Origin of the sequence: Candidatus Nitrotoga sp. M5, assembly GCF_927904885.1 — a bacterium.
Taxonomy (GTDB): Bacteria; Pseudomonadota; Gammaproteobacteria; order Burkholderiales; family Gallionellaceae; genus Nitrotoga.
Genome location: NZ_CAKMNW010000038.1, coordinates 1 through 8,825, shown reverse-complemented (window position 1 = coordinate 8,825; position 8,825 = coordinate 1). Strand labels below are relative to the sequence as shown.

Below are 8,825 nucleotides of genomic sequence, written 5' to 3'. Positions count from 1 at the left end.
TTGAGCAGAATCGCCGCTACCAACCTGCTCTGGCTGAGCGCCCAGGAATTTGGCGCATCTTTCGGCCACTGCCATAAATGCCTTCGTTGAAACTGCTTCTGGATGCGCTAATACAACGGGGGTTCCCTTATCCGCGCAAATTGCTATTTCGCTATCGAGCGGGATGGCTCCGATAAAGGGTACGCCCAGTTCTGTTGCAACTCTTTCGCCGCCCCCCTTTTTAAACACTTCAATCTCACCACTACAGTGGGGACAGATCAGGCCGCTCATATTTTCTACAATTCCGACTATCGGTGTATTTCTTTCTTTTACAAAAGAGATCATTTTTCTTGCGTCAAGGAGTGCGACATCCTGAGGCGTGCTTACAACAACCACTCCATCCAGATTAGGAATAAAGTCCATGATTGTAATATGTTCATTGCCTGTGCCGGGTGGCAGGTCTATTATCAGGAAATCGAGTTTCCCCCAGGTAATATTCCCAAGGAGCTCAATGATAAATTCATACTTGACTGCATCTCTCCACACAACCGGCTCGTTCTGGTCTTCTATCAGCAAGCCCAATGACGCAACCTTTAACCCGTCAGGCATGATGTGCGGGGCGATGCCATCTTTATCTCCACGCAGTCTGACGCCTTCAATACCCAGCATTTTTGGGATATTTGGCCCGTGAAGGTCTGCATCCGCCAAACCAACCTTGTAACCCAGTTTTTGCAGGGCAAATGAGAGGTTGACTGTGGTGGTGCTCTTGCCCACGCCGCCCTTGTTGCTACCGACAAGCACTTTGTACTTGATGTCCGCCATCCGCTTGTTAATCAACCACTTCTTATGTGCCGCACGGTCTAATTTGCAGGTGTCATTTTCGTCACAGGTTTGGCAGCCATGGAAATATCCGCAGTCTTTCGCTGGCGCAGCTACTGTCCGGGTGTCCCGCATGTTCTTTATTTCAATAGGTTTCGTCATTTAAACATTCTCGTGATATAAATAATTGTTCTCATATGGCGCTTTTCGCACCATCCTCAATTGTTTTTTTAAGATTTTTGGTAAAAAACAATTATTTTAATAATCTTGGTCGCTCACACACGGTTCAAGACTGACAAATAATTTAAGTTCGATTATATTGCAGCCTTGTCAGTATGCGGCTATTCCAATAGCCAGACCTGAGGTCACATTCCAACCCAAGGGTACTTCCTTTCGCTCGTCTCTTCGACGCTATCCGCCGCTTCGGCCTTATCAAGGTTAGCCGTTTCCTTAGTAACGCTGGAGTTGGTCGCTATTTTTATCTCGTCTTTAGTTTTTTCAGCGATCGATTCCGTCATAACAGGGAAAAATCTGCTAAAGAATTGTCGCCTTCCCATCTCTCTGCCATTGTCCATAAATAGCTCCTTAATTCAGCGATTGGCCAGCAAAATACATTTCTTTCAAACCAGGTCTATCAAAGCATTTATCGCGCAACATAAGATTGATCGACTTACTTATGTATAACAATTTGAATGGCGCAATCGTAACCCACTAATGTAGCGGTAAGGGTTCATCCATTTCATTACCTGATTGTTGAGGACAGTCTACAGGTCCTTCATAATCAGATTTTGGTAATTCTTTTATTCTGCTATCAACTTCAATTCCAAAAAACTTAAGTTCCGAACCCATGAATTTTGACAGCAACAGGCCCAAGTTCCTGTAATATACTTCATTCGCTCTTGCGGCAAGATTTTCACCGAACACGCCAGTCCATTTCCCGATATGCTGCTCAAGAAACCTTCTTTCCGCAGATAAACAGATGTCGATATTTTCTTCCATCGCTTGATCCAGGGCATATGCGATCTTTAATTCCAGAAAGCTCATGAACTCAAGCTCTACGATGATTTGATCAAATGCAACTCCTGCCTCATCGTTCATTACAAAGCCAAATGCTTTATAAAATCCACTAATATCACCTAGAATATTCGGCTGATTGAAGCTGTTTTTCCCATAGGTTGTTTCAGTCGCAGGACAAAACATACGGGTTAAAAACATTTCAGTAAAATCTGGCTGTAGCGCGGATATGTCAACTGTCTCGATAAGACTAGTAAATGCCTGATACTCTTCCTTTATATCATAAGGCAGAACGCTTATTGAGTGATCCAGATCGGATGCAAGTTCGTGCAGTGCTGCGAGCTTATCTTTGTCTGGATAGACAAAGGCCATTGATAAAAATCTGTAAACATCTGCCCTCGCGAGGGCCAACTCTGTTTCCGATTTCGTCGTTACCATTCTATCCCCTTAAATAAAAAGCGGGGCGGCGTTTTAGCGCCGCCCCCCTAATGAACATCAATTATGACTATTCAATTTCAAGCGGGATCCAGCCTCCGTTTGAATAGTTCTTGCGTGGTCCTCTGTTGCCGCCAGCACCATCATTTTTGTTTTTGCCATCCCAAGCAGCGATAGCCACCATGGTTTTAGACCCAGACTTAAGAACTGCGTCTTGGCTATCACCAGAGTCTAATGGACGCTTAATAACAACTGACCAGTAGCCAAATCTTCTCACGCCTTCGGCAGTTGCATTGTTAATGGGCTGCCTAGTCAATGTTCCGAAGCCAACTGCATTCAGCTCTTCCACAGGCGTTAACCTCTCAGGGTCAACTCTGCTGATATTTCTGAGCTTAAGGGCAGTAACATACTGTCTTTGACCTTCGTTGTAACGACGGATTGGCGTATCGATAGTTTGTCCAACTGCTGGGATAACTTCTGGATACATATCGTAGTTGTAGTTAGGATAAGCATCTCTTACATCTTGATATCCAAACTCGATATCTCTTTCCCAGGCAGCTTTCCAATAAACAATGTGAACAGGATTGTCTTCGTCACCCATCATGAATGATGGTTCTGATCCAGCATTCACCGGGAACATCAGGGCGATTGCATCAGAAAACTTGTCTTCCATTGTTTCTGTTTCGGACTTGGTTGAATCATACCAAGTTAACAAGAAGGCAATTTCTTCGTCGTTATGAATAGACTTGATCTTCACAACTGGAATTGTCGCTTCTACTAACCCAGGCATAACCAAGTTTTGCGGACCCATTGGAATCTCAGTGGCTGAAGCATCACTCCAGACCGTAGCCGGTGCTTGCGACCAGCTCTGATTGTATTGATTCCAAGAAGTTTGCCTTACTGGATCTTCCTGATGCCATGTTCTGTTCAATGGGTCCATTGGGATTTCTCCCTTCATTTTCATGGACTTGATGACACCTACATTATAGGTCTCTCCCCCATCCAAACGAACTGGTGGCAACCTTTTAAAGGAACCATGATACTCATGACCTCCGTACGTACCAGGGTTATCAGCAGCATAAATTGGAATCGCCAAATCTTTGGACGTTCCAGCTCCACCAGCACTAGCAGCAAAGGCAGGCGTAGCAACAGGAATCATCAAGACTGACGCGGCTATTAATAATTTTTTCATCATCCGCCCCTTATGAGTTATTGGTAAGAAATGCGCCGGTCTTCAAGTTCTTGACCTGCCTGATATAAACGGGTTCAGTCAATGGAACTCGAACAATCTCCTTCCCTTGGGGATCATAACCAACTGTTTCATTACCCTCAAGCTTGAATGTATCGCAGATCCGTTCTGTCACTCCAAACAGTAACAAAGCGGCTAATAGCTCTTTGTCTTTACCTGCATTCCGATACTGCTTGATGGAATTTTCAACGCCAGGACCAAATACTTGAGTCAGGAAGTCAGGGTTAACATGAACCGGTGGAATGTACATGTTGCTCGGCTCAGTTCCAAACTGTGGATAGATCGGCAGTGCTAACTTTCTAACATGAACCAAGAAATCGATCGGGTTGTTTTCCCGAACTGTCTTACCCACGCCCATGATCTGATCATAATCAGATGACTTAAAGCCATTGATACGGATTTTTCCGATACATTGAGTCGTACATTGAGTCATCAAGCCAGCCTCAACCTTAGGGTAGCAAGATATGCACTTGTCACTTGTCCGTGTTGTGTCGTTGTAGAATGCCTTTTTGTAAGGGCAAGCAGCAACGCACTCTCTGTAGCCTCTGCATCTGGAAGCATCAATCAAAACGATTCCGTCTTCTTGTCTCTTGTAGATCGCCTTTCTTGGGCAAGCTGCCAAGCAACCTGGGAAAGTACAGTGATTACAAATACGCGGGAAGAAGAAACCCCAGTTCTTATGTGTAGGACCCTTAATATAATCGCCTTCACCATCCAGAATCTTCAGACACTCATCCTCACCAAGGTTTGGATGCGCATAGTCCATTTCATCAGGAAGATATCCCTTGAGGCGTTGGTTCATGCCCAGATCTTCAAATATTGTTGTGCCGTTGTACTTGTTACCTGACCACGGTTGCGCATTTTCTCCCAACAGCGCCAATACTTTCACATCCCAAGCAAGTGGATAGAATCCATAAGGCTTCGATTCCACGTTATTCCAGAAAACAGTTTCTTGGCCTTTACCAGCTGTCCAAGTCGTTTTACACGCCATCGTGCAAGACTGACAGGCGATACATTTGTTCAAGTCGAACAACATTGATATTTGCCGACCTGGCCTGTTTTCTTCATAGGGATAATCCATTTCCCTACCTAGTTGCCAATTTCTAACTCTAGCCATTGTATATCTCCAATTTACGAAAAATTATTTCACAACTTCAGGAACGCCGCCCCTATTATTAAGGACGGCGACTGCACATACGTTTTTATCTGCTTGTAAACCCGCCTTGGAGATATGTCCTCATTTGACGATTCTCATAGGTTGGACGGTAGCCTTTAGCTGCAATATGCCAAACGCCGCCGTTTACACCACCTTTTTCAGCCAGTTCAATCTTAACATACGATTCTTTTGGCGCACCATTGGCGCAATGGACGTCATTTTGCTGACCAATAATAATTTCTTGTCCAAAGACCATCTTGTTGGCCACGGTATCAGTGGTGTTAGTCGGATTGATCCAAGCTCTTGTGCAGCTTTGATGGTTTCCGGACCTGAACATCGCTTGATAGTTAGTACGCGGGCTCTTAGCCAATCCATCAGCTCTAGTCCTCGCACCTTCCATACTACCGTATGTTGCAGCGTATGCGTTGTAATACATCCTCATGGAGCCTTGGGACATACCAGGGAAGTATCTGCATCTAACCATAAATCTGGCAAGTGCGTATTCCGGCGTTCCTTCTTTCCAGCCCTTGTAAGGTCTGTCGCCAGGGTCAGCATCAACCCAGATGTAATCGCCTTCATCGATACCGAATCTCTTCGCATCAAGCGGATTTACGTCCACGAACCCTTCACCAACTGACGGTTGCCTCTTGTCATGACGGTAGATGTCGCCAAACGGACCCCACCACAGTGTCATCAAGTCAGTATCAATTGGGGTCGTATGGGCACCGTGCCTATACTTAGGTGAGTTGAAGCAGAATTCATAACCATGCGGCCTAAGCGGATGGGTCGTCGCCATCAGTTCTTTTGTCGTCAGGATTACGTTTCTTCCTTGCCTGTTCTCAGCAATTTTAAGGCTGTTCCCCATTCTTTCCAAACCACGCATTTCAGGTGTTTCCATCAATGCAAAGGCGCGGCAGTTACCGACGATTACGTTTGGCTCGTAATGGCTTGAGTCAATCGGCGTACGATACACGGTGATATTTTCACCACCATCAATCAGCCTTGGGTCATCCATGTAAAATTCCAGCCTACCGCTCTTGGTGTACCAAGGAATACCGCCACCTTCAGCCGTTTGCTCCCATCCACTAATCCGTGGATATGTTCTCGCCATAAAGATGGTAGGAATACCTCTTTTAGCTTTTTCTCTGATTTCCGCAAATACCATCCCTCTGGTGGCTGATCCAGCGTTCAGAACCCGTTGTCCGTAAACCTCGGAATCTCTGTCTGATGGATTACCTGATGGGCTTGTTCCAACAAATTTGAAGAAGTCGGCAAACCTTTGATCACCAGTAAGTGCTGTGAGTGCTCTAAATATTCCAGCTGGAACTTCAGCATCTCCAACGGTATCCTGGAATCTCCTCAATGGCGTAATAGGGGAGACTGTAAGGAATGGGTTAGAGCAAGAGCAAGCCATATCGGTATGCTTGTTTTCTAACCAGGAATCTACACCCCATACGATGTCGGCATATTCACAAGAAGCTGTCCAGTTCCAGTCACTGTAGAATATCGCTTCCCATCTTGGCAGTGTATTGATAACCAAGTCATAGTGACCTTTTGCATTTCCCAACGAGGAGTTGGAGTTAGCTTGCCAAAGCACCTTGGTAGGTGATGGCATATGGCCTGGATCAGTCAGCAATCTGGTTCCATTTCTTAATGGGCGATCGCCATAGTTGTAGTAATGAGCAGATTCGTCATCAGTGTAGTGAGCCAGCTTGGTGACCATCTTTCTGCCATCCAACTCAGGGTTGAACGGATCTTCCGCAAGGTACTGACCAAATCCACCAAATACTGATTGTCTGTAGTTACCTACATAGTTACCGAAGGTACATCCTCCAATATGGCCAACGTTATCGCACAGTGCAGATAACAGCATGAAACCACGATCCTTCAGGGTTGAGTTGAAGTAGTGATTGGTTCCCGCGCCAGTACTGATGATGCCTTGACCACGGTGCTTGTGGAACAGGTTAGCAAGGTCAACAATCGCTTCAACTGGAACACCCGTCATGATGGATGTGTTTTCTGGTGTAAATTCTTCCAGGTATTCTTTTTGCAGCTGGAATACTGGCACAACCTTGATCTTCTTTCCATCAAGCAGTGTTACTTCATAATCGCCAGTCAATGCTGAATCGACGCCCTTTGCAGCATAGCGCGCACCGCATTCATCCCGTGTCAACGGAACTGCTTTGTTTGTCTTCTTATCCCATACTACGTTGTCACCCCAGAACTTACGGACGTCTTCGGCAACAAAGGCTGTAGCCTGGAAGGCTACCGGTTGCGTAGGATGTTCGCCAGGCTTCATCACCTTCAGATGGTGTGTAAGTTCAGCAAGCTTGTAGTCCTCGATGATGTCAGATGCTTTCAGATTTTTCCAGTTATCTGTTCTGATCAGCAGAGGCATATCTGTATTGGCTTTCAGATAATGCTCGTCATAGTGGTTGTTCTTGATCAGGTGATGACATACGCCAAGTCCAAGCGCAGGGTCAGTACCAGGACGAAGAATAATTACGTCATCTGCCTTGTTGGAGTTCGCGTGGTAATCGATAGAGATGTCGACAATATGACATCCTTTGAGTCTGGATTCACTAACCCAATGTAGATCTGGCATCTTGGTACAAACGAAGTTGTTACCCCAGAATACAATAAGCTTGGCATGTTCATATACCATGAACTCATAATCCAACATCTGGTGACCTGAAACCATCGGACATCCAGGCGCCAAATCGGTATGCCATGAATAGCTGTCAAATACTTTTCCGCCACTTGCTTCATCTGGACCCAGATTTCTTACATGAGCGTCCAGAAGCGCCAGTCCTTGTGAGAATCGCTTCAATGAATAAATTCTTAATACGCCAAGAGCGGCCATACCTGCCCGGAACTTCATGGTCTTAACACCGCATCCGTGTATGGACGCAATCATTTCAGGGTCATAACCTTGTCTTGTCAACAACGCTGCACCAGCGTCACCGGAATAAGTCCTGGCGATGTTATCCAGTGCGCCCGCTGCCAACGCGTAAGCTTCTGTCCATGGCAACTTGATGAATGGCTCTTTTCCGCGTTGCAGATATTTTGGATCTGGGAAGCCGTTTGCTCCAGTACGTGGATAGCCTGCATCTGCCCAAGCCTTAAAGCCAGTTCTAACCATTGCGCCTTTTGGTCTTCTGTCTGAGTAGGCCTTTCTGTTCATTACCATACCCTTGTTACAGATGCGTGGCTCCCATCTGTGACTGGAACGGTTTCCGTCCATATCTTCGGCATCTCCGTAGCCGTATGACGGCGAGATGCGGATTACAACGTCATTCTTTACGTGGGCTTTTAGTAGGCAGTTGTGTGTATCGTTTGGCGCACAAAGGAATATAAATTCGCTGTCAACATGGAACATGTCCCTGTAAACCTTCTCCCAGTCTCTATTCGGGTAAGACTTAAGAGGGTTGTCAACTACATACGGCTTCAGAAATGGTGAAGCTGCAAAGGCGTTATTGGCCATTACAGCTAGTCCAGCGGTGGCGGACAGCTTTAGAAAGCTGCGCCTGCCAATGTTATTCTTAATTTCCATCATTTATTCACCCCTATGTTAATTTAAATTAAATTATTTACTCGGCTTTATATTTAAGGCAGCAACCCGAGTAATTTTCATTCACCACTTTAAGTTGAAACAAGAAACAACGATCCTTCATGCCGCAAAAACTAGTTTGTCAGTATATGCCACATCAGCCACCCCTAAATATACGATTTTTTATGAAGGCAAAAATTGGGTAGTGAATGATCGCGAATCTACTCGGATAAATTAAAGTCGATTTGATCTATATCAAACTTCTGCTACTTTTTGACTCGCTTGTCCAGATCAATGATTCATCAATTAGCACCTATCCCTCTGATCTTTAAGAATTGATACCAAAAAATGCAGTTTAATTCTTTAACGTGTCAATTACGTACCAACTAATCGGTCAGTTATTCGGTACGACTACGCGAATCAGTCCCGCATATCCAAGATTTTAAATTACAAAACAGGTGTGACGCTACAAAAAAATACGTTCAGCCTAGTTTGTTTGCTTACCCGTGATTATTTGGTGAGTTTATTTTGCTCTTCCATATCCAAAAATGAGTTAAAAATAGCCGGTGCGGCAGCCTGGATGAAAGGATTCATTTATTCTGTGCCAGCTCGGGGGACTCGTT

General features: G+C 45.2%; 6 protein-coding genes. All 6 read right to left on the bottom strand.

All coding sequences use genetic code 11. The features are described 5' to 3' along the window. A partial coding sequence (locus MJ770_RS08825; RefSeq protein WP_239252830.1) for an Mrp/NBP35 family ATP-binding protein occupies positions 1-960 on the bottom strand: 960 nt, incomplete at its 3' end. A gap of 203 nt (positions 961-1,163) precedes the next feature. After that, the gene (locus tag MJ770_RS08820) at positions 1,164-1,373 is read right to left on the bottom strand and encodes a hypothetical protein (protein ID WP_239252791.1); all 210 of its coding nucleotides are present in this window, start codon (positions 1,371-1,373) and stop codon (positions 1,164-1,166) included. Positions 1,374-1,509: 136 nt separating this feature from the next. Then, on the bottom strand, positions 1,510-2,250 hold the full coding sequence (locus MJ770_RS08815) for a TorD/DmsD family molecular chaperone (RefSeq protein WP_239252752.1): 741 nt from the start codon (positions 2,248-2,250) through the stop codon (positions 1,510-1,512). 67 nt (positions 2,251-2,317) lie between these two features. Further along, positions 2,318-3,442 (bottom strand): ethylbenzene dehydrogenase-related protein, encoded by a 1,125-nt coding sequence (locus MJ770_RS08810; RefSeq protein ID WP_239252734.1) that lies wholly within the window; start codon positions 3,440-3,442, stop codon positions 2,318-2,320. A 7-nt stretch (positions 3,443-3,449) separates the two neighbouring features. Then, on the bottom strand, positions 3,450-4,613 hold the full coding sequence (locus MJ770_RS08805) for a 4Fe-4S dicluster domain-containing protein (protein ID WP_239252715.1): 1,164 nt from the start codon (positions 4,611-4,613) through the stop codon (positions 3,450-3,452). 85 nt (positions 4,614-4,698) lie between these two features. Continuing rightward, positions 4,699-8,208, bottom strand: a complete 3,510-nt coding sequence (locus MJ770_RS08800; protein WP_239252694.1) for a molybdopterin-dependent oxidoreductase — start codon at positions 8,206-8,208, stop codon at positions 4,699-4,701. Positions 8,209-8,825: the final 617 nt, after the last annotated feature.